Source organism: Cognatilysobacter tabacisoli, from assembly GCF_003586305.1.
GTDB lineage: Bacteria > Pseudomonadota > Gammaproteobacteria > Xanthomonadales > Xanthomonadaceae > Cognatilysobacter_A > Cognatilysobacter_A tabacisoli.
On the sequence record NZ_QXJI01000001.1, the window covers coordinates 920,944 to 944,713 of the forward strand.

Annotated in this window: 19 protein-coding genes; 9 read left to right on the forward strand and 10 right to left on the reverse strand. The window is 72.0% G+C overall.

Annotated features, from left to right (window positions below):
* Window positions 1-40: 40 nt before the first annotated feature.
* The gene (gene galE / locus D3A60_RS08750; protein ID WP_407062764.1) at window positions 41-1,207 is read right to left on the reverse strand and encodes a UDP-glucose 4-epimerase GalE; all 1,167 of its coding nucleotides are present in this window, start codon (window positions 1,205-1,207) and stop codon (window positions 41-43) included.
* Window positions 1,208-1,335: 128 nt separating this feature from the next.
* On the opposite strand from galE, the gene D3A60_RS08755 reads away from it, so the two are divergent.
* The 6 genes from D3A60_RS08755 to D3A60_RS08780 all read left to right on the forward strand — a co-directional run bounded on the left by D3A60_RS08755 (window position 1,336) and on the right by D3A60_RS08780 (window position 9,537).
* Entirely contained in the window at window positions 1,336-1,968 is a 633-nt protein-coding gene (locus tag D3A60_RS08755) for an XrtA/PEP-CTERM system exopolysaccharide export protein (RefSeq protein ID WP_119718298.1), read from the forward strand.
* The gene (locus D3A60_RS08760; protein WP_119718299.1) at window positions 1,965-3,530 is read left to right on the forward strand and encodes an XrtA system polysaccharide chain length determinant; all 1,566 of its coding nucleotides are present in this window, start codon (window positions 1,965-1,967) and stop codon (window positions 3,528-3,530) included. The genes D3A60_RS08755 and D3A60_RS08760 overlap by 4 nt, the downstream gene beginning before the upstream one ends.
* Complete coding sequence (locus D3A60_RS08765) at window positions 3,527-4,297, forward strand: P-loop NTPase family protein (protein ID WP_119718300.1); 771 nt, start codon at window positions 3,527-3,529, stop codon at window positions 4,295-4,297. Before D3A60_RS08760 ends, D3A60_RS08765 begins: the two co-directional genes overlap by 4 nt.
* A 25-nt stretch (window positions 4,298-4,322) precedes the next feature.
* Complete coding sequence (locus tag D3A60_RS08770) at window positions 4,323-5,624, forward strand: porin family protein (protein WP_157981438.1); 1,302 nt, start codon at window positions 4,323-4,325, stop codon at window positions 5,622-5,624.
* A gap of 10 nt (window positions 5,625-5,634) precedes the next feature.
* The gene (locus tag D3A60_RS08775; protein ID WP_119718302.1) at window positions 5,635-7,479 is read left to right on the forward strand and encodes a heparinase II/III family protein; all 1,845 of its coding nucleotides are present in this window, start codon (window positions 5,635-5,637) and stop codon (window positions 7,477-7,479) included.
* 69 nt (window positions 7,480-7,548) lie between these two features.
* Window positions 7,549-9,537 carry a heparinase II/III family protein gene (locus tag D3A60_RS08780; RefSeq protein ID WP_157981439.1) on the forward strand — a complete coding sequence of 663 codons (1,989 nt, stop codon included), beginning with the start codon at window positions 7,549-7,551 and terminating at the stop codon, window positions 9,535-9,537.
* A 36-nt stretch (window positions 9,538-9,573) separates the two neighbouring features.
* Here D3A60_RS08780 and D3A60_RS08785 read toward each other — a convergent pair whose 3' ends face one another.
* From D3A60_RS08785 to D3A60_RS08820, 8 genes are all read right to left on the reverse strand, one after another.
* Window positions 9,574-10,362, reverse strand: a complete 789-nt coding sequence (locus D3A60_RS08785; protein WP_119718304.1) for a glycosyltransferase family 2 protein — start codon at window positions 10,360-10,362, stop codon at window positions 9,574-9,576.
* A complete protein-coding gene (locus tag D3A60_RS08790) occupies window positions 10,359-11,543 on the reverse strand; it encodes a hypothetical protein (protein ID WP_119718305.1) in 1,185 nt (394 codons plus the stop codon). Before D3A60_RS08790 ends, D3A60_RS08785 begins: the two co-directional genes overlap by 4 nt.
* A 33-nt stretch (window positions 11,544-11,576) precedes the next feature.
* Window positions 11,577-12,215: a polysaccharide deacetylase family protein gene (locus D3A60_RS08795; protein ID WP_119718306.1), complete on the reverse strand. Its 639-nt coding sequence runs from the start codon at window positions 12,213-12,215 to the stop codon at window positions 11,577-11,579.
* Window positions 12,216-12,345: 130 nt separating this feature from the next.
* Window positions 12,346-13,461, reverse strand: a complete 1,116-nt coding sequence (gene pelF, locus D3A60_RS08800; protein WP_119718307.1) for a GT4 family glycosyltransferase PelF — start codon at window positions 13,459-13,461, stop codon at window positions 12,346-12,348.
* Window positions 13,458-14,804, reverse strand: coding sequence for a phenylacetate--CoA ligase family protein (locus D3A60_RS08805; RefSeq protein ID WP_119718308.1), 1,347 nt, complete (start codon window positions 14,802-14,804; stop codon window positions 13,458-13,460). The genes pelF and D3A60_RS08805 overlap by 4 nt, the downstream gene beginning before the upstream one ends.
* On the reverse strand, window positions 14,801-16,378 hold the full coding sequence (locus D3A60_RS08810; protein ID WP_196778696.1) for an oligosaccharide flippase family protein: 1,578 nt from the start codon (window positions 16,376-16,378) through the stop codon (window positions 14,801-14,803). Before D3A60_RS08810 ends, D3A60_RS08805 begins: the two co-directional genes overlap by 4 nt.
* Window positions 16,375-17,670, reverse strand: coding sequence for an O-antigen ligase family protein (locus tag D3A60_RS08815; protein ID WP_119718310.1), 1,296 nt, complete (start codon window positions 17,668-17,670; stop codon window positions 16,375-16,377). Before D3A60_RS08815 ends, D3A60_RS08810 begins: the two co-directional genes overlap by 4 nt.
* 10 nt (window positions 17,671-17,680) lie before the next feature.
* Complete coding sequence (locus D3A60_RS08820; RefSeq protein ID WP_231120452.1) at window positions 17,681-18,775, reverse strand: polysaccharide deacetylase family protein; 1,095 nt, start codon at window positions 18,773-18,775, stop codon at window positions 17,681-17,683.
* A 237-nt stretch (window positions 18,776-19,012) separates the two neighbouring features.
* Between D3A60_RS08820 and D3A60_RS08825 the strand changes: the two genes are divergently transcribed.
* Genes D3A60_RS08825 through D3A60_RS08835 form a run of 3 tightly spaced genes read left to right on the forward strand, consistent with a single transcriptional unit; the run spans window position 19,013 to window position 22,957 of the window.
* Window positions 19,013-19,624 (forward strand): class I SAM-dependent methyltransferase, encoded by a 612-nt coding sequence (locus D3A60_RS08825; protein ID WP_119718311.1) that lies wholly within the window; start codon window positions 19,013-19,015, stop codon window positions 19,622-19,624.
* Window positions 19,617-20,822 (forward strand): glycosyltransferase, encoded by a 1,206-nt coding sequence (locus tag D3A60_RS08830; protein ID WP_119718312.1) that lies wholly within the window; start codon window positions 19,617-19,619, stop codon window positions 20,820-20,822. The genes D3A60_RS08825 and D3A60_RS08830 overlap by 8 nt, the downstream gene beginning before the upstream one ends.
* Entirely contained in the window at window positions 20,819-22,957 is a 2,139-nt protein-coding gene (locus D3A60_RS08835; RefSeq protein WP_119718313.1) for an NAD-dependent epimerase/dehydratase family protein, read from the forward strand. Before D3A60_RS08830 ends, D3A60_RS08835 begins: the two co-directional genes overlap by 4 nt.
* Here D3A60_RS08835 and D3A60_RS08840 read toward each other — a convergent pair.
* Window positions 22,931-23,761 carry a class I SAM-dependent methyltransferase gene (locus D3A60_RS08840; protein ID WP_119718314.1) on the reverse strand — a complete coding sequence of 277 codons (831 nt, stop codon included), beginning with the start codon at window positions 23,759-23,761 and terminating at the stop codon, window positions 22,931-22,933. The two genes, D3A60_RS08835 and D3A60_RS08840, sit on opposite strands and share 27 nt — an antisense overlap.
* Between the last annotated feature and the right edge of the window lie 9 nt (window positions 23,762-23,770).

Sequence of the window (23,770 nt, forward strand, 5' to 3'; positions counted from 1 at the left end):
CGGGTCGAGCCAGGCGCACGGTCCGCGCGGGCGGACCGGCTCAGGATAGTGCGGCGGCGCGCTCGTGGGCGGCGCGCGGCGGGCGCCGGCGCTCGGCTCCGCTCCAGCGGAACGGCACGGCGGGTTCCCGCCGGTCCAGGAACGGGCCCGCGTAGCCGAGCGGGTTCATCGACTGCCAGCGCCACGCGTCGCGGCACATCGCGTCGACGTCCAGCTCCGCGCGCCAGCCGAACACCGCCTCCGCAAGGCTCGGGTCGGCATAGACCACGGCGACGTCCTGGGCGCGACGCGGAACGACTTCGTACGGGATGTCGCGACCGGACGCCTCGCCGAACGCCCGCACCATCTCCAGCACGCTGACGCCGCGGCCGGTGCCGAGGTTGACCGTGACGCTGCGGTCGGCGGCGACCAGGTAGTCGATCGCGTCGGCATGCGCGCGCGCCAGGTCCATGACGTGCAGGTAGTCGCGCACGCCGGTGCCGTCCGGCGTCGGGTAGTCGTTGCCGAACACGCGCAGCCGTTCGCGCCGCCCGGTCGCCACCTGGCTGACGAACGGCATCAGGTTGTTGGGCGTGCCGGCCGGGTCCTCGCCGATCAGGCCGGAGGGGTGCGCGCCGACCGGGTTGAAGTAGCGCAGGTTGGCGACGCGGAACTCCGGGTCGCACGCGCACAGGTCGCCGAGCAGCTGCTCGACCACCAGCTTGGTGCGACCGTACGGGTTGGTCACGCCGAGCGCCGCAGACTCGTCGACCGGGAGCCGCTCGGGGCTGCCGTACACCGTGGCCGAGGAGCTGAACACCAGCCGGCGCACGCCGGCGGCCTGCATCGCCTGCAGCAGCGTGATCGTGCCGGCGATGTTGTTGTCGAAGTACTCGAGCGGCCGTTCGCACGATTCGCCCACGGCCTTCAGCGCGGCGAAGTGGATCACCGCGTCGAATCGCTCCGACTGGAACAGCGCCGCCAGCCCGGCGCGGTCCCGGATGTCGAGGCAGCGCAGGTCGATCGGCGCGCGGGTCAGCTCTTCGAGCCGGTCGATCACCGCGGCCGACGCGTTGCACAGGTTGTCGACGATCACCAGGCGGTGGCCGCGCTCGGCGAGCACGACGCAGGTGTGGCTGCCGATGTAGCCGGCCCCGCCGCAGACCAGGATCGACAGCGGCGCTGGCGCACGCGGCCGGCTCGGCGGCGCGCGGAACTGCGTTGGCATGGTGCGTGGCCCCCCGTGGTTGACCTCAGTAAACGCAAGGCCGGCGCAAAACCGGCAGGCCCCGCGGACTGGCCGGATCGCCGCGACCGCTGCGTTCTTGATCAGTGGAACCTGGGGAGAGGACACCCATGCGATTGATGCAACGAATCTGCGTGCTGGGCGCCGCGACGATGCTGGCGGCCTGCGCGGCACTCGGCGGCAACAGCGGCTCGATGATCACCGAGGCGCCGCCGCCGGAAACGCGCGCGGCCGTCAACGCGTACCAGATCGGCGTCGACGACGTCGTCCAGGTCAGCGTGTGGCGCAACCCGGACCTGAGCATCACCGTGCCGGTGCGCCCCGACGGGATGATCTCGGTGCCGCTGGTCGGCGACGTGCGCGCCGGCGGCCGCACACCCGAAGAGGTCGCCAAGGACATCCAGGACAAGCTCGGCGCGTACGTGCGCGACCCGCAGGTCGCGGTGATCCTCAACGACCTGCGCAGCCACGAGTACCTGTCGCGCGTGCGCGTGACGGGCGCGGTGCGCCAGCCGATCTCGATCCCGCACCGCCAGGGCATGACCGTGCTCGACGCGGTGCTCGCCGCCGGCGGCATCACCGAGTTCGCCGCGCCGGCCCGCTCGGGCCTGTACCGCAAGGACGCCGAGGGCACCCGCACCTACCAGGTGCGGCTGGACAAGATCCTCGACAGCGGCGAGCTGTCGACCAACTACGAGGTCGCCCCCGGCGACGTCATCACCGTTCCGGAACGCGTGCTGTGAGCCTTCCCCTGAAATGGCAGGGGGCCGAAGAGGCCTCCCCGATCACCCAGATCCTCCCGATCGCATTCGAGGAGTCCAAGCGCCGGACCCTCGTGCTGGTCACGATCTTCGCCGTCATCGCCCTGCTCGCGCTGGCGATCGGCCTGCTGCTGCCGCAGAAGTTCACCTCGCGCACGACGATCTTCGTCGAGAACAGCAACATCATCGGCCCGCTGATGGAAGGCCGCGCGGTGCCGACCTCGGTCAGCAACCGCGCCGCGATCACCCGCGAGGTCGCCTTCAGCACCCGCGTGATGCAGGAGATCCTCAAGGCCGGCGGCTGGGACGAGGCCAACCTCAACCCCGTGCAGCGCGCGCGGCTGGTCGAGGACGTGACCTCGCGCACGCAGATCACGACCCCGCGCGAGAACCTGATCCAGATCACCTACTCCGATTCGGACCCGCGCCGGGCCTACCGGGTGACCAAGCGCTTCGCAGACATGGTCATCAGCGAAAGCCTGGCGACCAAGGAGCGCGAGAGCCAGGAGGCGTTCCGCTTCATCGATTCGCAGGTGCGCCAGTACCACACCAAGCTGACCGACGCGGAGAACAAGCTCGAGGCGTATCGCAAGTCCAACCCGGACGCCCGTGCTGGGGTGGAGACCGACGTCAACGCCCGCATCGGCGAACTGCGCCGCCAGGTCGAGACCTCGCGCATGGAGCTGGGCGATTTCCAGTCGCAGGAGCAGGCGCTGCAGGCGCAGCTGACCGACGAGAACCAGGTGGTGCGCGTGCAAACCCGGACCGGCCAGCTGCTGGCCCGGCTGGCCGAGCTCGAGGCCGAGCGCGAGCGGCTGCTGATGTCGTTCACCGAACTGCACCCGGACGTGGTGCGCACCCAGCACCAGATCGCCGACCTGCAGGACGACCTGCGCCGCGAGGACACGCTGGCGCAGACGCGCGCGCCGAGCGCCGGCTCGCTCGGCACCGACGCCTCGCTGAACCCGCTGTACGGCCAGCTGCGCAGCCGGCTGGCGGAAGTGCGCAGCAGCGCCGCCGCCACCCGCGCGCGCATCGCCGCCGGCGAGTCGCTGCTGGCGCAGGAGCTGGCCCGCAGCCGCGGCATCGCGTCGTCGGAGAGCCAGGTGGCCGAACTGACCCGCGACTACGAGGTCAACCGCGACCTCTACCAGGACCTGCTGCGCCGCCGCGAGAACGCCCGCGTATCGATGAACCTCGACGCCGAGGCGCGCGGCCTGAGCTTCCGCATCGAAGAGCCGGCGTCGGTGCCGGTCCAGGCCAGCGGCCTGCGCCTGCTGCACGTGGCCGGTGGCGGCCTCGGCCTGGCGGTGCTGGCGCCGATCGCCCTGCTCGGCGCGTTCGTCAAGCTCGACCCGCGCGTGCGCTCGCCCAAGGCCTTCGACGGCAAGCCGAACCTGCCGCTGCTGACGGTCGTTCCCGCGTACGTGACCCGCAAGGACCGGCAGGTGCAGGTGGGCCGCTGGATGCTCAGCGCCGGCATGGTCGCGGGCGTGTTCGCGATCTACGGCACCCTCTACCTGCTCAAGCTGGCCAACGCATGACCAAGATCGCCAAAGTCACCGGCGCGGTGCACGAGATCGACGGCGACGCCTCGCACGGGGTCGTCCGCCGCACCGACGGGCCGCGCGCGCTGTCGCGCATCAACGAACCCAACCCGATGCCGACCGCCAAGCTCGAGGAGCGGCGGATCATCCACCGCAACGAGTCCGTGCGCGAGCAGGCCAACGCGTTCCGCGAGCTGCGCACCTGCCTGCTCGCACTCGGCGCCGGCACCAACTTCATCACCCTGGTCGTGCCCGTCGCCGACGGCTGCGGCGGGAGCTTCGTCGCGCGCAACCTGGCCGCGGCGTTCGCGTTCGACGACACCAAATCGGCGCTGCTGGTCGACTGCGACGTGCGCCAGCCGTCGCAGCACGAGGCGTTCGGCATCGAGGCCAACCAGGGCGGGCTGATCGACTACCTGCGCGACGACGCGATCGACGTGCCGAGCATCCTGTACCGCACCGGCGTGCCGGGCCTGCAGCTGATCCCGGCCGGCGAACAGCGCGAGGTCACCGGCGAGGTGTTTTCGTCGCAGCGCATGCGCTCGATGGTGAAGGCCCTGCACGACCGCTACCCGGACCGCTACCTGATCCTCGACGGCCCCTCGGTGCTGGGCTCGCCCGACGCGCGGATCCTCGCGGAACTGGCCGACCTGGTCGTGCTGGTGACCGGCTATGGCCAGGTCACGATGGACGCGGTCGACAAGGCGGTCGCGAACTTCGACCCCTCGAAACTGGCCGGCGTCGTGCTCAACAAGCGTCCGTGACTGGACCGACCCAGGGGAAAGGACGATGACCAGGGGACGCAAACGCAGCGCCACGCTCGCCGTCGCGGTGATGGCGCTGGGCGCCGGCAGCGCGCACGCCGCCCGGTTCGATTACACGGTCGACCTGGGCATCGAGCGCAACGACAACCTCAACCTCAGCCCCACCGACCCGATCGAGGAAACGATCTACCGGCCGGCGGTCGGCTTCTCGCTGACCGAGGACAGTGACACGCTGCACGCCAACGTCGCCGGGCGCATCGAATACCGCCATTACGCCGACGGCACCTACGACAGCGGCATCGACGGCACCCTGGCCGGCATCGTCGAGTGGGAGGCGATTCCCGAGCGCCTGACCTTCACCGCCGAGGACACGGTCTCGCTGGAGCCGATCGACACGTTCGAGGTCGACAGCCCGGACAACCGCCAGCAGGTGAACGTGTTCTCGATCGGGCCGACGCTGAATTTCCGCATCGGCGCGGCGCTCGACGGCCAGGTCGAGCTGCGCTTCGTCGACACGAACGCCGAGGTCACCGACGAGTTCAACTCCAGCCGCGTCGACCTCGCGCTGCGCACCATCCGCCGGCTCGACGCGACCAGCCAGGTGACGCTGAACCTGCGCGGGCAGTCGGTCGACTTCGACGACGAGGTCACCGGCCGCAACTACCGTCGCGTCGACCTGTTCGGCAGCTACGCCAAGCGCCTGCACCGGTTCGAGCTGGGCGCGGACGTCGGCTTCTCGCGCATCGACTACACCGACGGCAACGACGCGCGCTCCGAACCGCTGCTGCGCGGCGAGGTGGCGTGGATTCCCAGCGACAGCCACCGCTTCAACCTGGCGCTGTCCAAGCAGTTCTCCGACGCGGCCACCGATGCGATGGCGCGGTTGAGCGACGGCATCGCCGCGCCCGGCAGCATCCTGACCGGCGACACGGTCATCAACGCCTCGCCATACGAGGAGCGCCGCGCGCAGCTGGACTACACGTTCACCTCGACGGTGTTCACCACGTCGGTGGAGACCTACGCCGACGAACTCGACTACGTCGACAGCGACGAGTTCGACCAGGAGGGCGTCGGCGGGCGCGCCACGCTGCTGTGGGTCATCAACGAGCGCACCACGGCCGGCGCGTTCGCCGGCGTCGACAAGATCACGTACACCCAGATCGACCGCGAGGACGAAGTGCGCCGCTACGGCGTGAGCCTCGGCCGCACCTTCACGCCGCACTGGTCGGCGCGGCTGGAGTTCTCGCGCTACGAGCGCCGCACCACCGCGCTGGACGGCGACGCGGATCAGAACACCGTGTTTTTCGTCTTCCGCTACACCCGCTGAGGAACCCGCGATGACCCGCACGCCTGCCGCCCGCCCCCGCCGCGCCGCCGGCCCCGGGCGCTGGGAATGCGCCTTCCTGCTGTGCACCGTCTCGCTCTCGGCGTCGTGCGGCTACCCGGAAACGTCGACGGCGCCTGCGCCGACGGCGACGGTCGACGTGCCCGCGCCGAGCGAACAGGCGGCCGAGCCCAGCGGGGACCCGGCCAAGGCCGGCATCCCGATGGACCTGTCCTACGTCGACCGCAAGTCCGACGGCTACGCGCGGTTCCGCAGCTGGGTCGACCGCGCAGCCGCCGGCCAGCCGGGCTACGCGTTCGCCGCCAGCGACGCGGCGCTGATGTACCGGCTCGATCCGAAGCAGAAGTACTGCGACCTGGCGGTGCGCATGGTCGAGGAGCAGGTCAGCACGGCCGAGGGCGTGATCGCCGGCGGCGGTCGGCCGGCGGTCTCCGGCGATTCCTACCTTGAGGTCGGCCCTTACATCTCCGACTTGGCGATGACGCTCGACACCTGCGGCAAGGACCTGTCGCCCGAGCAGCGCAAGCGCTGGGGCGCGTATGCCGAGCAGGCGGTCTGGAACGTCTGGCACCACCCGCGCGCATCGTGGGGCGGCCGCCCGCACCCGTGGACCGGCTGGGCCACCGACAACCCGGGCAACAACTACTACTACAGCTTCCTCGAGGCGACGATGTACTGGGGCCTCGCGAGCGGCAGCCAGACATGGCTCGACGTGCTGCGCCAGGACAAGCTGCCGCCACTGACGAAGTACTTCGCCGCCCTGCCCGGCGGCGGCAGCCGCGAAGGCACCGGCTACGGCGCCGCGTACATGCGCCTGTTCCCGCTCTATCGCCTGTGGCGCGACGCGACCGGCACCGACCTGGCCAACGCCAACCCGCACGTCCGGGACTCGATCCGCTACTGGGTGCACGCCACCGTGCCGACGCTCGACCGCTTCGCGCCGATCGGCGACCAGTCGCGCAACTCGGTGCCCGAGCTGTTCGACTACCACCGCCGGCTGGTGCTGGAGGCGCGCTACCTGACGCCGGATCCCGCGGCCAAGGCGGTGGCGTCGTGGTGGCTGGAGAACATCTCGGTGCCGCAGATGACCCAGGGCTTCAACAGCCGCTACGACCTGCTGCCCACCGGCGACGGCGGCGCCCCGCCGACCGAGCTGCACTACCACTCGCCCGGCACCGGGCACCTGTTCGCGCGCAGCGACTGGGGCAAGGACGCGATGTGGCTGTCGTTCGTCGCCGGGCCATACGACGAGAGCCACGCGCACCAGGACCAGGGCTCGTTCACGCTGTTCGCGCGCGACTGGCTCGCCGTGACCGAGAACATCTGGAGCCGCAGCGGCATCAACCAGGCGCCGCAGGTCCACAACGTCGTGCGGTTCGAGCGCGCCGACGGCGACGACAGCCAGTGCCAGGCGCCACGCGGCGACGTCGTCGTGCACCAGTGCACCGAAACCGTGTCGACGATGTCGGTCACCCCCGGCGCCGCGGGCGCACTGGCCGCGACCGCGGACCTCACGCCGGCCTACCGCGGCAATTCCGCCGTGCGGCGGTGGGAGCGCCGCCTCGATTTCGCCGGCCGCAAGCTGACCGTCCGCGACGCGTTCGAGCTCGGCGCCGGGACCCGCGCCGTGTTCCAGCTCAACGTCCCGACGGAGCCCCAGGTCAGCGGCAACGAGGTCATCTCCGGCCGACTGCGGGTCCGGGTGCTGGAGCCCGCCAACGCCACGATCCGGGTCCACGACTGGCGCGGACAGGACGCGTCCGAGTTCCAGCGGGGCTGGCGAATCGATGTTTCGGGCGGAAATGCGGGCTATCTGGTGGAACTGGACGAAAAATAGGGTCATTCTCGCGGCACCCCGGTCTATCCCCCACCCGGCGGTCCGGTCTCCGGGCCCCAGGAGACCCCGATGCCAGCACCCGTTTTGCGTCGTTCCGCGCGCGCGGCCGCCCTCCCGTTCGGCCTGATGCTCCTCACCCTCGCCGCGCTGGCCAGCGCCGGCATGGTCCGACTCCCTGGATTCGCCCCGGCCGAGCGCTGGCTGCCGCAGCGCTCGCCGCTTGCGGTAGGTGTCCCGTCAGCGTGGGCGTCGACCCCCGCCGCGACCCGTGACGCCGCCCCCGGCACCACCGGCACAGGCTGGCTGGATCGCTGGATTCCCAATCGCCTCGCGGCCAAGTGGCGCAGCGCCGAGGCCCGCGCGGGACGCGGCTCCACCGGTTCAGCGCCTCCGGCGCCCGCGGTCCCGCCGACTCCCCCGGCGGCGCCCGCGCCGGAGCCGACGTCCCGCCCGCAGCTGGCCGGCATCCTGCTGGACGTCAGCTATGTCGACCGTGGCTCCACCGCGTTCACCCGGTTCAAGACCTCCGTCGACAACGCCGTCGCCGGTCGCCCGACCTACGGCTTCGAGGCCACCGACGCGGCGATGATGTACCTCCTGTCCGGCGGCCTGCAGTACTGCGACCTCGCCGTGCGGATGGTCGAGCAGCAGGTCGCCGACGCCGAAGCACGGATCGCGTCGGGGCAGAACCCGGCGGTGGCCGGCGACTCCTACCTGGAGGTCGGCGACAAAATCTCCGACCTGGCGCTGACGCTCGACGTCTGCGCGTTCCGCACCACCGCCACCCAGCAGCAGCGTTGGCTCGCGTACGCCGAGCAGGCGGTGTGGAACGTCTGGAACCCGAGCCAGGCGCGCTGGGGCAACCGATCGGCCCCGTGGTCGGGCTGGTCTATCAACAACCCGGGCAACAACTACCACTACAGCTTCCTGACCGCGACGGCGTACCTGGGCCTGACCTTCGGCCGCAACCCGACCTGGCTCAACTACCTCGACGCGCAGAAGTGGCCTCCGCTGCGGTCGTACTACGCGGGCCTGCCCGGAGGTGGCAGCCGCGAGGGCACCGGCTACGGCACCGCGCAGATGCGCCTGTTCACCCTCTACCGGGTGTGGCGCGATGCGACCGGCGTCGACCTCGGCAACGCCAGCTCGCACCTGACCGACACGATCCACTACTGGACCCACGCGACGGTGCCGACGCTGAACCGCTTCGCCCCGTTCGGCGACCAGTCGCGCAACTCCAACCCCGAGCTGTTCGACTACCACCGGCGGCTGATGCTCGAGGCGCGCGCGATCACCACCGACGCGCGGGCGAAGGAAATCGCCTCGTGGTGGCTCAACAACATCTCGGTCCGTCAGATGTCGTCGGCGTTCAACTTCCGCCACGACCTGCTGCCGGCCGGCACCGGCGGCACGCCGCCGACCGACCTGACCTACCACGCGACCGGCACCGGCCATCTGTTTTCGCGCACCGGCTGGGACACCGCGGCGATGTGGGTGGCCTTCACCGCCGGCCCGTACGTCGAAAGCCACGCCCACCAGGACCAGGGTTCGTTCACGCTGTTCGCCGGCGACTGGCTGGCGGTCACGTCGAACATCTGGAGCGCGAGCGGCATCGAGCAGTCGACCGACATGCACAACTTGGTGCGCTTCGAACGCAGCGGCTCGATCGTGCCGCAGCGCGAGGGCACGACGTCGTCGATGACGGTGACCCGCGGCGCCGGCGGCGCGTTCACCGCGAACGCGAACCTCACCCCGGCCTACGGCACCAGCAGCCCGCCGGTCAGTTCGTGGACGCGGCAGCTGCAGTTCGGCAACCGCCGGCTGACGGTCACCGACAGCTTCGCGCTGAACTCGGGCGTGACCGCGATCCACCAGACCCATTCGCCGACCGCCCCGACCGTCAACGCCGCGGCGCGCGAGGTGACCACGCAGCGGATGCGGATGCGGGTGCTGTCGCCGGCGAACGCGACGATCTCGTCGGTCTCTGTGCAGGGCCGCTACCGGATCGAGGTGCGCGGCGGCACCACCGGCTATCAGGTCGAGTACAGCGAGCTCTGACCGCGACGCGCGGCGCCCGCCAGCGGGCCCGCGCCGCTACTGGCGCTTGGCCAGCGCGTTGCCGGCGTACTGGGTGAAGTACCAGGCCGCGAGCGGCCACGACAGGCCCTCGACGTTGCGGTAGATGTGCCACTGCCAGCGCGCCGCCTTCAGCTTGTCGGACGACAGCGAGCCGCTGCGCACGAGGTACCACGCCAGCGGCTCGTCGCTGGCGCACAGGGCGCGGCCGGCGCGGCGGACGAGGTCCAGCCAGAACACGTAGTCCTCGTGGCCGACGCGCTGGAAGCGCGCCTCGCCGAGCGAGCGGTCGTACAGGCCGGTCAGGTTGCCGATGCGGTTGCTGCGCAGCATGGCCGCGTGGTCGACCGACGCTGGAGGACGCACCGTCGACAGCACGTGGCCGGACTCGTCGACGCGCTGGTACGCGGCGTAGCTGATCATCCCGCCGGTCTCCCGCAGGTGCGCGAGCTGGATGGCGACCTTGCGCGGGTGCCACCAGTCGTCGCTGTCGCAGAACGCCACGTGGGTGCCGGTTGCCGCCTCGATCCCGGCGTTGCGCGCGGCGGCGACGCCGCCGTTGCGCGGCTGGCGGATTACGACCACGCGCGGGTCGAGCGCGGCATAGCACTCGGCGATCGCGACGGAGTCGTCGCGCGAGCCGTCGTCGACGGCGAGCAGCTCGACGTCCTCGTGGCTCTGCGCGAGCACCGACTCGATCGAGCGGCGCATCGTCGCCGCGGCGTTGTAGACCGGCATCACCACGCTGACGCGCTCGCTGCCGGGGCGACCGTGCCGCGGAACGAACGCGTCGGACATGCGGTTCATGCCCGCCCCCCGGCCCAGGACGCCCGCGGCGGCGGCAGCACGTAGTCGCGGTACTGCGACGGATCGCCGTCGAGCCCGGCCTCGGCGGCCTTGATGATGTTGTAGACCTCGCGCGAGGTGACGTAGTGCAGCACGTGCCGCTGGCCGTCGTTGTACGCACGCTCGAGGTAGTCGTGCATGGCGTCGACCTGCGGGCCGAGCAGCGTGTCCATGTCCGTTTCCTGGGTGCCGTGCGTGTGGATCTTCACGAACACCCACTCCGGCCGCCCCTCGACGTGCACGCCCGCCCGCACCCAGCTGTCGACGCGGCTCGGCGTCGGCGGGCAACTGCGGCGAATATCGGAGTTCTCGATCCGCGGGACCAGGCCGAACTTGCGGTTGCGCCAGTCCAGCGCCAGCGGCCCCTGCACGATCATCAGGTCGCCGCTTGCGCGTCCCCCGGTGCGGACCGGCTCGCCGCGATCGTGCGACTTGGCGCGCTGCGGGTCGTCGGTGGCGTAGTAGATCGAGTTGATCGTCGCGGTCTGGGTGTCGCTCGGCGCCGACGGCAGGGTGAAGTCGGCGTAGCAGCCCAGTTCGCGCAGCAGCACCAGCTCGTTGTTCAAGCCGCACCAGCGGCCGTCCGGCCGCGAGTTGTCCAGGCACCAGTTGCCGTGGATGAAGCCGAACTGCAGCTCGCCGCTGGCCGGGTGCCGCGGCAGCGCGCCGTGGCGCTCGTGCAGCACCTTGCAGAAGCGGGCGATCGACTCGCGGAAGTTCGCCTCGGTGTCGTTGTCGTGGTGCAGGTGCACCTCGATCTCGCCGTAGCCGTCGCTGCACAGCGACGAGAGCTTGTCGAGGTGTTCCTCGGCGTACTCCTCCTCCGGGTAGAAAAAGGTGTGCTGCGGCGGGCGGCCGTCGGCGTCGCGGTGGCGGCCGGCGAGCTCTCGGTAGCCGCTGCACCAGCGGTCGACGCGGCGGCGCTGCGCGGCCAGGTCGCCGCCGTGCCACATCGGCTCGAAGTGGTCGACGAAGCAGAACATCACGTGCACCGGTCCGTTGGTCCTGGCCGGGCGCTTGCGGCGGACGTGCTCGCCGATCCAGATGTGCGCATTGCGGCTGCGCAGCATCTGGTAGCCGCCCACCGCGACGGCGGTCGGCACCAGCAACAGCAGCCACGGCAGCAGGGCCAGCGCCGTCATGCCGGGGCTCCGACGCGGGTCATCGAACGGACGTCACGCATGGAGCGGCAGCGCCTCGAACCGGAACCCCTGCGCGCGCCACGCCGGCAGCATCGCCTGCAGGTACGCCAGCGACAGCGGGCCGTCGTCGTGCATCAGGATCACGTCGCCAGGCTGCGGCGGATGGCGGCGCGCCGTTTCGAGCAGCGCCTGCGCGTCCCCGCGCGCGTAGTCGAGGCTGTCGTAGGACCAGTACGCGACCGGGACGCGGCGGCGGATGCAGTGCCACAGCATCCGCCAGCCCATCTCGCCGCGCGGCGGCCGGAACGCGTGGCGGTCGCGGCCGTCGAACGGCGCCAGCACGGCATCCGCGCGCGCCACCTCGTCGAGCTGCCCGGCGAGCGTCAGCCGGCCGAACTGCGGGTGGGTCTGCGAGTGGTTGCCGAGCAGGTGGCCCTCTTCGACGATGCGCCGCACCAGCTCCGGGTGCGCCGCGGCTTCGCGGCCGATCGTGAAGAACGACGCGCGCGCCTCATGGCGTGCGAGCAGTTCCAGCAGCGCCGGCGTGTGCTCGGGGTGGGGGCCGTCGTCGAAGGTCAGGTACAGCGTGCGTTCGCGGCGGCGGGCCGTGGTGATAACCCAGCGGCGCGGGAGCAGCCCGAGCAGCCGCATCTTGCGCGAGCGCGGGTTCATCGGCGGCGGCCCCGGGACGGAGCGTGGTTGGGCAGTGCGAGCATCGAGGTTCCCCGTGGGCCGGTCGCGAATCGCCGCGACGCGCGGCCCGTGTGTGATCCAACGCGAAACACGCCGGGGCGAGGACGCCCTAGGCGCCGCCGGCGGCCGCCGCGTAGACCCTCAGGTAGCGCCCGCTCATGGCCTCGAGCGAGCCCTCGCGCAGCACCCACTCGCGTCCGGCCGAGCCCATCCGCTGCGCGCGCGCCGGGTCGGCCAGCAGCCGCTCGAGCGTCGCGGCCAGCGCGCCCGGGTCGCCGGCGGCCACGAGGTCGCCGTTGAACCCCTGCCGCACGATCTCGCGGTTGCCGCCGACGTCGGTGGCGACCACCGGCAACCCGGCGGCGCAGGCCTCGAGCAGGGCGATCGAATAGCCCTCGCTGCGCGACGGCAGCACGAACACGTCGAGCCCGGGCAGCAGCCGCTCCACGTCGCCGCGGTCGCCAAGGAAGCGGACCTGCGCGGCGATGCCGAGGTCGCCGGCCAGCTGCTCGAGTTCGCCGCGCAGCGGCCCGTCGCCTACGATCACCAGGCCCGTGGCCGGAACGCCGGCATGCAGCCGCCGGAACGCGCGGATCAGGCCGGCCTGGTCCTTGACCGGGTTCAATCGGCCCACCGTGCCGAGCAGCCGGGTGCCCCGGTCAAACCCGAGCTCCTCCACCAGCCGCGCACGGTGCTGCGGCGTCGACGCCTCGAAGCGTTCGACCCGGATCCCGTTCGGCACGACCTGCACGCCGCGCCGCGGCCCGAGCCCGTGGCGCTGCAGGTGCGATCGCGCCGCCTCGCACACCGCCACGACCGCGTCGGTGCGGCGCATCGACCAGCGGTACAGCCGCTCGCGGCGGCTGCGCGGGTCCGGCGTGCCCATGCCGTGGCGGGTGTTCACCACGCAAGGCAGCGGCAGCCCCGCCGACGCGAGCGCGCCGTGGTAGTGCGCGGCGGCGTTGTGGGTGTGCAGCACGCTGTCCGGCTCGGCCTTCAGCAGGGCGCGCAGCCGGCGCAGCGCGGCGATGTCGAGGCCGTCGCGCTTGCCGCAGGCCTGCACGTCGACGCCGAGCGACTGCAGCTGGCCGGCCAGTGCTCCCGGTTCGAACAGGCAGATCACCCGGCACTCGTGCCCGGCCCCGCGCTGCGCCCCGGCCAGGTCGATGACGACGCGCTCCAGCCCGCCGCGCTCGAGGTTCTCGACCAGGTGGGTGATCCTCATGCGAGCTCCGAGACGGTGACGCGGTGCTTGCCGGTGGGCGTCAGCGGGATGTCGTCGACGAGCTCGAAGTCCAGCGCCACCGCGTCGCCGACCGACTTGGCGAGCTCCCGGCGCAGGTGGTCCTGCACCGACGGATCGTAGTCGGCATCGGGGACCAGCAGCACGTCGAACTTCTCGAGGCTGCGCTGCACCACCTGGTAGCGCTTGATGCCGGGGGCATTGAGGAACATGTAGACGATGAACTCGCCCGGCACGTAGTGGCCGGCGGCGGTGCGCAGCGCGTCGAGGCGACGCCCGTCGACGCGCGCGAGCAGCGGCAGGCCGCGTCCGCACGTGCAGCGGTGCGACGACGGAGTCGCCAGGTCGCCGTTGACGTAGCGCAGCAGCGGCATGCCGTCGTTGTGCAGGTCGCTGACGATGACCTCGCGCGGACCGCCGGCCGGCCCGACCGCTTCACCGAGCTCCACCTTCAGGTGGTCGGCGTTGACGTGCAGGCCTTCCCGATGCGTGCATTCGGCCGCGACCAGCATGAACTCGCGGCAGCCGTAGGTGTTGTACGCCGGGCAGCCGAACGCGGACTCGATCACCGCGCGCTGCGGTTCGTGCAGCGCCTCGGCCGCGCTCAGCACCAGCCGGGGCCGGTGCAGCTCTCTCCCGTTGGCGCGTGCCCAGTCGGCTAGCTTCACGATCGGGGCGACGTACGACACGATCACCTCGGGCTTGAACGCATTGAGCGCGTCGACGTACTCGCCCATCCGCTCCTCGCTCATCACGAACGCGTTGAGGAACAGGCGGTTGAAGGCGCCGTGGTACAGCCGGTCCTTCCAGCGCGGTAGCAGCGGCTGCTCGATCGAGGCGCCCCACAGGTACAGGGTGCGCTGGCCGAGCCGCGCGCCGGCCCAGCCGTAGCCGCGGAACATCGCCGCGATGCGGCGCTCGTAGCTCTCGCGGGTGTAGCCGAACCGCAGCGGCTCGCCGGTCGAGCCGCCGGTGGTCTTGAACATCAGGCCGGCGCGGTGGGACGGCGCGATCAGCTGCTCGAAGTGGGCGCGCACGTCGCCCTTGGTCAGCAGCGGCAGCCGCGCGTAGTCGGCGGGCGTGGCGATGTCCTCGGGCGCGGACACGCCGGCCGACCGCCAGCGCTCGCGGTAGTACGGCACCTCGTCCCAGCAGTGGCGGACCATCCGGGTGAGCTTGCGCCACTGCAGCTGCTCGAGCTGTTCGGCCGGCAGCCACTGGCTTCGCTCGTACTCGCGCAGGTAGCCGAGCGTGCCGCGCCGGCGCAGCCCGCCCTCGTAGGCCGGGAACAGCACGTGGCGGAACAGCGTTTCGTACGCACTCATGTCTGCGCCTCCCGCTCGGTGCGCGCCAGCGCCCACTGCAGCAGGCGCGCGCCGGCGCGCGGCCGGCTCGCGCCGAAGCGCTGGTGCAGGTGCTGCATGTGCTCGATGTCGCCCGCGTTCCAGCACCCCAGCAGCAGCGACAGCGGCAGGTACACGGCGACCAGCACCACGCCGCCGACCAGCACGGCGGCCACCGGTGCCAGCTGCACGTGCAGCGGCCACGCGGCGAGCCCTGCCAGCGATGCCGCCACGACGATCCGCGCCAGGCGCCCCCACTCCGGCGACGCGCCGCTGGTGCGGACCGCCAGCCAGACGATGGCCGCCGTGTCGACGAGGGTCACCGTGACGTACGCCGCGGCCGCGCCGTTCAGGCCGAAGCGCGCGATCAGCACGGCGTCGAGCACGACCTTCAGCACCGCGCAGGCCGACACGATCAGCAGGATCGCGCGCTGGCGGTCGGCGCTGACCAGCAGGCTCGACGCGCCCTGCGCCGAGGTCATGATCGAGAACGACACCAGGCACACCGCGAACACCCACCCCGCGTCGGCGTAGCGGTCGCCGTACAGCACGGTGATCAGGTCGTTGCAGAACACCACGCCGAAGGCCATCAGCGGCGCCGAGAGCAGCAGCAGGTAGCTGGTCGAGCGCGAGAACCGGCGCCCGGCGACCTCGCGGCCGCGGCTGAGCGCGCTGGCCATCATCGGCAGCATCAGCGCGCCGAACACGCCCGGCACCAGCGCCGCCGCGCCGGTCGACAGCTGGTAGGCGACCTTGAAGATGCCGGCCGCGTCGGGCAGCCCGTTGAGGTTGAGGAACATCACCTCGACCTCGCTGGCGGCGATGAAGCCCACCGTCACCGTCATCGCGCTGTACAGCATGTGCCGGCGGACGCGCGCCGACAGCTCCGGGGGCAGCGCGACGATCGCCTCGTGGCGCGGCACGATGGCGGCCAGCTGCTGGCGCGACATTAGGTAGAACACGACGCTCGACGCGGTGAACACGGCCAGCAGCAGCTCTTCGCCGCCGTCCATCCACCACGCGGCGACGAACACCAGCAGCACGTTCAGCGGCGCGGCGACCAGTGCCACCAGCGCGGTCGCGCGGAAGTTCTCGTAGCCCTTGGCCACGCTGATGTTGAACATGTAGCCGGCGCGCAGCGGCACGGTCACGACCAGGAACGCGATCAACACCCAGTGCTCCAGCTCGGGGGCGAAGTGCTGCCGGCCGAAGTGCAGCGTGGCCACCCCGGCCAGCACCACCACCAGCAGGAACATCCGCTGGGCACGGCGCAGGTAGGCCAGCAACGCCGGCACCATCGCCTCGCGCTCGGCACCGCGCAGCTCGGCGACGAACTTGATCGCGGCGCTGGCGGTGCCGGAGTTGACCATGGCGATGCCCAGCGCCACCAGCCAGATCACCGCGCTGTACGCGCCGAAGCCGTCGGGGCCGAGGTGGCGGGCGATCAGGATCGACGCGAGCATGCCGAGGGCGTACTCGGTGTACACGCCGACCGACGAGAACGCGGTGTTCAGCAGCGTGGTGTTGCGCAGCGCGCGGGAGCGTTCGGCGGTCACATCGTCACCAGCAGCACCTTGACGGTGACATAGAGCCCGACCGCCCCGGCCATCGCCACCAGCGGCCACAGCCACAGGTCGCGGCCGAGCCGGAACGCCGGCAGCGTCGGCCACCGCCGGCGCAGTTCGAGGTAGTGGCCGACGACCAGCGCCGCCAGCAGATACAGGATGATCACGTAGCTGCGGCTGAGGAAGAACGCCGCGGTGAAGAAGCCGATCAGCGACAGCAGCAGCGCGGTCGAGGCGGCGCGATCGTCGTGCCACTGGGCCTCGACCGCCGGGTTCGGCTCGGCTTCCGGCAGCGCGCCCGGCACGCGGCCGCGAACGCCGCGCACGGCCAGCATCATCCGGAAGCCATAGCCGACGAACGCCAGCCACACCATGAAGCCGAGGATGCCGGTTTCGGCCAGCACCAGCACGTACGAGTTGTGCGCGGTCAGGTTGTGCAGTTCGGAGAAGTTGTCCGCGCCGACGCCGAAAACCGGGTCGCCGACGAACATCTGGATGCCCTCGTACCACGCGTCGACGCGGCCGGCGGCGGACGCCTCGGACGCGTCCAGCTCCTGCATTCGCGACGGCAGCATCATCAGCCCGCCCAGGGCGAGCGATCCCATCACCCCGGCCGCGACCAGCCCGAAGCGCATCCACACGTACACGCCGAGCACCACCAGCAGCGCCAGTAGCGTGCCGCGTGAGTCGGTCAGGTAGATGCCATAGACCAGCACGCCCGCCAGCGTGAGCCAGAACGCCCTGCGCAGCAGCCCCGCCCCGCCGGCATGGGCGAGGAAGAACGCCATCGGCACGCACATCACGAACAGCATGCCCAGGTCGTTGGGGTCGTTGAAGATGCCGACGTACTGGATCCGCGTGCCCTGCGACAGCTCGATGCCGGTCCAGCCGACGCCGGCCTCGACCTGCTCGATGCCGTGCGCCGCCAGCACCACCGCGCACAGCACGAACACCGCCATCGTGCGGTGCACGCGCTGCGGGCTGGTCATCGCGTTGGACAGCACGCAGAACGCGATCACCGCGGGCGCGAATTTGGTCAGCTGGACCAGCGCCCCGCCCATCCAGCCGTTCACGACGCTCGAGAACATCAGCACCAGCAGGAACACGCCGATCAGCGCGTACTGCGGGGCGGCGAAGGTCTTGCGCGGCGACACCGCCCACAGCAGGCCGGCCCCGACCAGCGCGAGCTGCTGCCACGGGATCGCGTCCTCGGCGACGAAGTCCGGGTAGTCCTGGGGCCGGATCAGCACCAGCAGCAGGTAGACGACGATCAGCAGGTACATCGTGGCGCTCTCAGCCCGCGTGGTTCGGCAGGCGGCGGCGCGAGCGGTGCATGAACAGCTCCGGCAGCGCGACCACGGCCTCGAACCACGCCTGGTCCATGTCGCGTTCGATCGGCAGCCGGCGCAGCGAGAACAGCGTGTCCGGGCCGGGCCGGCTCGTGCCGGCGACGTAGCTGCACGCCATCTCGTAGCCGGCGGCGCGCGCGGCGGTTTCGACCTCGCGGTTGAACGCGTCGTGGCCACCGACCGGGTACGACACCACCTGCGCCGGCCGCCCGAGCTCGACGCCGATCCGGCGCCGCGATTCGACCAGCTCCGCCTTCATCAGCGCCGGCGGCAGCTTGGCCAGCATGCGGTGGTTGACCCCGTGCGAGCCGACCTCCATGCCGTTGTCCTGCATTTCGCGCAGCTGCGCCCACGTCATCGGCCGGCAGTCGGCGTGGCGATGCGGGATCGGCAGCCGCCACTCGCGCGCGAGCCGCGCGATGATCCGCGCCTGGCTGCCTTCGTCCAGCCCCTTGAGGCGGTCGAGCACGTTCGCGGCGACGACACGGCGCTTGCCCAGGTCCGGCGGTAGCGCGCACGCGATTTGCAGCTCCGGCAGCGACAGCGTGTCGGCCTCGGTCACGCACAGCATGTGCACCAGCCAGTCGTACGAGTACGGCACGCCGCTGTCGATGTGGCCGGTGGAGACGAAGAACATCGCCGACACGCCGAGGTCGTGCAGGATCGGATACGCCACGCGGTAGTTGTCGTCGTAGCCGTCGTCGAACGTCACCAGCACCGCGTTCCGGGGCAGGCGGCGGCCGGCGTACAGGCAGGCCAGCACCTCATCGAAGCGCATCGGATGGAAGCGGCGGCGGACCAGCGCCATCTGTTCGCGGAAGGACTCCGCCCACGCGCTGACCAGTTCGAGGTCGAAGCTGAAGCCCGGCGGCAGCGGCTCGAGCACGCGGTGGTAGGCGAGGATGCGCAGGTCGTCGCGCAGCATCGCGCGCGCCTGCGCCAGCGGCGGCAGCAAGCCGGCGCGGTGGCTGATACGCGCCAGCGCCTGCCGGCGTCCGCTGCTGGTGTGGATGGTCGTCGCCGGCGTGTCGTGGCGCATGGTGTTCCGTATCGAAGGCCCCTGACCCGGACGCACGTCCGGCCCTGCCCGCCACGTCGCGCCTGGCGGGGCATGCGATGTCGCGGGTCACTGCAATGAACGCGAACGGGCACGGCGACAGGACGCCGAGGCCGGATTGCCGCAGCGACTGCGTTCTCTGCAGCACAGGGCGGTTCGACCGGGTGCACGCGACGCAGCGGGCGCGACGACGCCCGGCCACCGCCATCTGGGGATCCCGTGTTCGAGACATTCGGCCAACAGCTGACCAAGGCACGGCGCCGCCTGTGGATGAAGTACGCCCTGCGCGGCGTCGGCGGCAGCGACAACCACGCCCGGCTCGACCTCGCGTACAGCGTCGAGGACCCGTGGAACATGGCGTCCGAACTCGAGCGCGCGCGCTTCGAGGCCACCAACCGGGTGATCGAACGCGCGTTCGGCCGGGTCGGCTCGGTGCTCGAGCTCGGCTGTGGCGAAGGCCACCAGACCGAGTACCTCGCGCGGCTGAGCGACGCGCAGTACGGCGTCGACGTCAGCCAGCAGGCGGTCGAGCGCGCGCGCCGGCGCTTGCCGGGCGCCCAGTTCGCCGCGACCGACGTCTTCGGCCAGCCGTGGGGCGACGACGCCGGGCGCTTCGACCTGGTCACCGCGTGCGAGGTCCTCTACTACCTCAGCGATCCGGCGGCGACGCTCGAGCGCATGCGCCACCTCGGCCGCGCCGGGCTGGTGACGTTCTTTGCCCCGGCCGCACGCCGCGTCGGCCCGCACCTGGACGCGATCCCGGGCGTGCAGAAGGACTGGATGTGCCACGGCGGCACCGCGTGGCTGGTCGGCTGGTGGCGCAATGGCTGACCGGCGCGACAGCCTCGTCGGCTGCGGCGTGGTGTATTTCGGCAACGACTGGCACGCCGAGAACCGCACCAGCAGCCACCACGTCGCGCTGCGGCTGTCGGCGACGATGCCGGTGCTGTACGTCGACTCGCCGGGCATGCGCGCGCCCGGCGGCTCCGGACGCGACCTGCGCAAGGCCATGCGCAAGCTCGCCGCGAGCCTGCGCCCGCCGCAGCACGTCGGCGGCAACCTGTGGCGCTGCACGGTCCCGCAGCTGCCGTTCCGGCGGGTGCCGGGCGTCGCGCTGTTCAACCGGCTGTTCTCGCGCTGGGCGGTGCGCCGCGCGATGCGCCACGTCGGGATCGGCCGGTGCCTGTCGTGGTTCGTCGTGCCGCACCCGGGCTTCCTCGCCGGCCACCTCGGCGAGGACCTGTGCGTCTACTACTGCATCGACGACTACGCGGCCCACCCCGGCGTCGATGCCGACGCGATCGCCGCGTGCGACCTGGCGCTGACCCGCGCCGCCGACCTGGTGTTCGTGGCGCCGCCGGCCCTGGTGGCCGGCAAGCAGCGACTCAATCCGCACACCGTGTTCGCCCCGCACGGCGTCGACGCGGCGCTGTTCGCGCAGGCGCAGTCGCCCGCCACGCCGGTGCCGGACGAGGCGCTCGCCTTGGACGGGCCCGTCGTCGGCTACTTCGGCTCGATCCACGACTGGATCGACATCGAGCTGATCGACTGGCTCGCCGCACAGCGCCCGCAATGGAGCTTCCTGCTGGTCGGCCACTGCGCCACCGACGTGTCCGCGCTGCGCGCGCGCCCCAACGTGCACCTCGCCGGTGCCCGCCCCTACCCCACGCTGCCCCAGTGGGCCAAGCGTTTCGACGTCGCCATGATCCCCTACCGCCTCAACCGCCAGGTCGCCCATGCCAATCCCCTCAAGCTGCGCGAGTACCTCGCGACCGGAAAGCCGGTCGTGAGCGTCCGCAACCCCGAGATCGACAAGTTCGCCGGCCTCGTCCACGTGGTCGAGGGGCGCGACGCATTCCTCGCCGCGCTCGAGCGCGCGATCGCCGTCGACAGCGCCAGCGCGATCGCCGCGCGCATGGCCGCCGTCGCCGAACAGACCTGGGAGCGTCGGGTCGACGACGTACTCGACACCGTCGCCCGCGCGCTGCCGGCCCCTGCTCCGGCCCCGCTCGCCGAGGCCGTTCGATGAGCGCGGTCGTGGCCGACAGCGCGCGCCCGCGCCTGCGCGCGGCGGTGATCGGCGCCGGCTACGTCGCCTCGCACCACCTCGCTGCGCTGAAGGCGCTGGACTTCGTCGACATCGTCGGCGTCTGCGACACCAACCTCGACGCCGCCCGCGCGTTGGCCGCGAAGTTCGGTGGCCAGGCCGTGGCGCGGGCCGCCGAGCTCGAATCGCTGCACCCGGACCTCGTCCACGTGCTGACCCCGCCGTCGAGCCACGCTGCGCTGGCGATCCAGGCGCTGGCGATGGGCGCGCACGTGCTGGTCGAGAAGCCGATGGCCGACACGGTCGCCGACTGCGAGGCGATGATCGCCGCGGCCCGCACCGCCGGGCGCACCCTCGGCGTCAACCACTCGGACCTGTTCGACCCGGTCGTCGAGCAGGCGCTGGAGGCCGTCCGCGCCGGGCGGATCGGCGAGGTCGTGTCGGTCGACATCGTGCGCAATTCCGACTACCCGCCGTACGCCGGCGGTCCGCTGCCGGGCACGGTCGCGCAGGGTTCGTACCCCTTTCGCGACCTCGGCGTGCACGGCCTCTACACGCTCGAGGCCTTCCTCGGCCGGCTGTCGGCACCGCAGGTCACCTACCAGGCCAGCGGCCGCGACCCGAACCTGCCGTTCGACGAATGGCAGGCGGTGGTGGTCGGTGCGCGCGGCGTCGGCCGGCTGCTGCTGTCGTGGAACGCGCGGCCGATGGAGAACCGGCTGGTCGTGCGCGGCACCGAGGGCATCATCGAGGTCGACCGCTTCCTGCAGACCTGCAGCGTCCGGCGCGTGCTGCCGGGACCGAAGTTCGTCGGCATCGTCGCCGGCGCGTTCCTGGCTGCCGCGCGCGGCGTGGTGCAGATCCCGCTGAGCGTGCTGCGCTTCGCGACCGGCCGCCTGAAGCCGTCGCCGGGCATCCGCCGCGGCGCCGCCGAGTTCGCGATGGCGGTCCGCGACGGCCGCCCTGCGCCGTTCGGCGCCGACGACGCGCTGCGCATCGCCGCGCTGCTCGCGCCCGCCTGCGAGACGCCCGACCGCGAACGCAGCGCGCAGCTGCAGGCGCGGCTGGCGCCGCTGCCGCCGGCGGACGTGCTCGTCACCGGCGCCGGCGGATTCCTCGGCCGCGCGGTCGTCGCGGCCCTGCGCGGGCGCGGCCAGCGCGTGCGCGTGCTTGTTCGCCGGCCGCTGGCCGAATACGCCAAGGCCGGCGACATGCAGGTCGTCGTCGGCGACCTCGGCGATCCGGCGATCGTCGACCACGCGGTCGCCGGGGTCGGCACCGTCTACCACGTTGGCGCCGCGATGCGCGGCGGCCCGCGCGAGTTCGAGGCCGGCACGGTCTGGGGCACGCGCAACGTCGTCGACGCGTGCCTGGCGCACGGCACCCAGCGGCTGGTCCACGTCAGCTCGCTGAGCGTGCTCGACCACGCCGGCCGCGACCCGGCCACGCCGGTCACCGAGGCGTCGGCCCTCGAACCCCACCCGGACTGGCGCGGCGCGTACACGCAGACCAAGGGCACCGCCGAAGCGTGCGTCCTGTCGGCGATCGAACGCCGCGGCCTGCCGGCCACGGTCGTGCGCCCCGGCCAGATCTTCGGGCCCGGCGCCGAGCGCAGCACGCCGAATGGCACGCTGGCGCTGGCCGGCCGCTGGGTGGCGGTCGGCCCGACGTCGCGGACGATCCCGCTGGTGTACGTCGACGACGTGGTCGACGCCGTGCTGCTGGCCGGGACGCGCCCCGAGGCGCTCGGCCGCGTATTCAACGTGGTCGATCCGACCCCGATCGCGCAGCGCGACTACCTCGCCGCCTGCCAGCGGCGGTTCGGGCCGGAGTTGCGGCTCGTGCACGCGCCGACGTGGGTGTTCCTCGCGCTGGCGACCGCCGTCGAGCTGCTCGGCAAGGCGCTCAACCGCGCCGTGCCGCTGACCCGCTACCGCGTGCGCTCGCTGCGGCCGCTGGCGAACTTCGACCTCACCGCAGCGCGCGACGTGCTCGGCTGGCAGCCGCGCATCGGCGTGCGGCGCGGCATGGAGCGCACGTTCGGCAACCAGCCGCCGCGGCAGGCGACCGCCCCGGCGGCGGCCGCGGCCTCAGGCCGGCCGGGGATTGATGCCTGACGCCGGCCCGTACTGCGCCGGGCGACGCACGAGGTACTGCTGCCACGGCAGCAGGTAGCGGGCGACCGGCGCGGCCCACGCCACGCGACGCAGCAGCGGGTGCCGCTCGAACCGCTGCCGCGCCAGCGGCGCCTCGGCGTTACCGTCGCGCAGCGTGCGCAGCGCCGGCGACCACGGCGGGCTCGACCACGGGTAGCCCGGCGTGCGGCGGATGTCGCCCGCCCAGCGGCGCGAGTGGTACTCGCGCAGCCGGAACGGGCTCGGCGTGGCGACGAACACGTGGCCGCCGGGCCGCACCAGCCGCAGCAGCTCGCCGATGAAGCGCTGGCGCGACGCGCCGGCCGAGATGAACTCGAGCACCGACACGCAGGTGACGAGGTCGAACGTCGCGTCGGCGAACGGCAGCAGCGCGCCGGGGACGACCGGGCGGAACTGGATGCGGTCCTCGCCCAGCCCGTGGGCCTGCGCGCGCACGCGCGCGGCGCGCAGGGTGGTCTCGTTGATGTCGACGCCGACGACCCGCGCAGGCTCCAGTCCCGACGTGGCCAGCGCCACCGCGGTGCCGCCGGTGCCGCAGCCGACGTCGAGGATGCTGCCGACCTGGCCGACGTGCGGCTCGAGCAGCGCGCACAGGCCGCGACGGTGCAGTTCGACCCGGTGGATCTCGCGTTCGACGAAGCGCGGGGCGACCGCCGCGGGCTGTTCGGAGTCGTAGCTGCCCAGGTGGGCGGAATCGTGGATGTCGCGGGCGCCGGCGCCCTGCCCGAGCAGGGCGACGAACTGGCTGAGGTAAGGCTCCTGCATGACGCGTGC